A 1,280-nucleotide genomic window follows, 5' to 3' on the forward strand; every position below is an offset into this window, starting at 1 on the left:
GTCGACGCCGCGCCGAACACCGGTTTCGGGGTCAACGTGCTCCTGCGCGACGGCGACACCGTGTACCGGACATGGCACACCAACGGCCGCGGCACCGAACAGCTCAGCCACACCTTCCCGTTGATCGCTGTGTGACGTAGCGTCCGTGGATGACCCGGCGGCCGTTCGGGTACCCGGAGGAGATGCCAACCGTGACTCGCACCTTCACCGTCAGTCCGCCGCCCGAACTCGTCGTCGGCTACCTCAAGGACTTCGGGCACGCCGAGCAGTGGGATCCCGGCACCCGGCGCTGTGAGCGCATCGACACCGGCCCCGTCGTCGAGGGCGCCTTCTGGCACAACGTGTCGAGAATTCTCGGGGTCACCACGGAACTGACCTACCAGCTCGAGGAACTGACCGACCGCAGAGTGGTGTTCGTCGGGGAGAACCAGTCGTCCAGGGCCGTGGAGACCATCACCGTCGGCGCCAGGGGCTCCGGCTCGGTGGTCACCTTCCAGGCGGACCTCGAAATGCACGGCTCGGCAAAGCTTTTCAGCCCGCTGCTGAAACTCGCGTTCGAGAAGCGGGCCGGTGACGCCGAGAAGCAGATGGCCGCGGTACTCAACCGGCTGGCGACGGCGTCCGGCTAGCCCGGTGCCAGCCGGTAGATCGCGTCGGCGGCGTCGTCGGTGATGTAGACCGCGCCGTCCGGTCCGGCGACGGCGGCGACGGGCCTGCCCCACCGTGAGCCGTCCTCGGCCTGGAAGCCGCCGACGAGGGTCTGCTGGTCGCCGAGGTCGCCGTCCTGCCACGGATAGAACGACACCTCCGGGGCACGGGGCGGCTGCCGGTTCCACGATCCGTGCACCCCGACCAGCGCGCCACGGCTGTACGGCGCCGGAAGTTCGCCGTCGACGAAGCTCAGCCCCAGCGGCGCCGAGTGGGCGCCCATGCTCTGCTCGACGGGTGGCAGTGCCGCGCAATCCATCTGCGCCCCATCGGGATTGGTTTGCACGTCGCGGATGAACGGCAAATCGGCGGGTCCGCCGTCGGGGTTGCAGTACGGCCAGCCGAGTTCGCGTCCGGGCGTGAGCTCGGCGATCTGTTCGGGTGGGTGGTCACCGACGTACTCGGGGATCACCTGTCCGTAGTCGGGGCCCGGCCCGGGGTAGGCGACGTTGTCGCGACCGTTGTTGGCCGTCCACAGCGCGCCGTCGGGCGCCACCGCCTCGGCGAACTCGGGGCGGCACACGATCAGGTCGGGCAGCTTCGGGTCGCGCTGGTTGTACACCAACGGGGAC

General features: G+C 69.5%; 1 protein-coding gene and 2 pseudogenes. 2 read left to right on the forward strand and 1 reads right to left on the reverse strand.

Going from position 1 to position 1,280, the window contains the following annotated elements:
• Positions 1 to 132 (forward strand): annotated as a pseudogene (locus ASJ79_RS32765) (DUF899 family protein); the annotation flags it as partial.
• A gap of 17 nt (positions 133 to 149) precedes the next feature.
• Positions 150 to 629, forward strand: a complete 480-nt coding sequence (locus ASJ79_RS24255; RefSeq protein WP_231751009.1) for an SRPBCC family protein — start codon at positions 150 to 152, stop codon at positions 627 to 629.
• Here ASJ79_RS24255 and ASJ79_RS24260 read toward each other — a convergent pair.
• A pseudogene (locus ASJ79_RS24260) lies at positions 626 to 1,280 on the reverse strand (hypothetical protein); the annotation flags it as partial. The gene ASJ79_RS24255 and the pseudogene ASJ79_RS24260 overlap by 4 nt on opposite strands.

Source organism: Mycobacterium sp. NAZ190054 (assembly GCF_001545925.1).
Lineage (GTDB): Bacteria > Actinomycetota > Actinomycetes > Mycobacteriales > Mycobacteriaceae > Mycobacterium.

Bases quoted from the DNA above. Each gene is read 5' to 3' on its own strand.
- ASJ79_RS24255 (WP_231751009.1), top strand. From the start codon at position 150: ATGACCCGGCGGCCGTTCGGGTACCCGGAGGAGATGCCAACCGTGACT.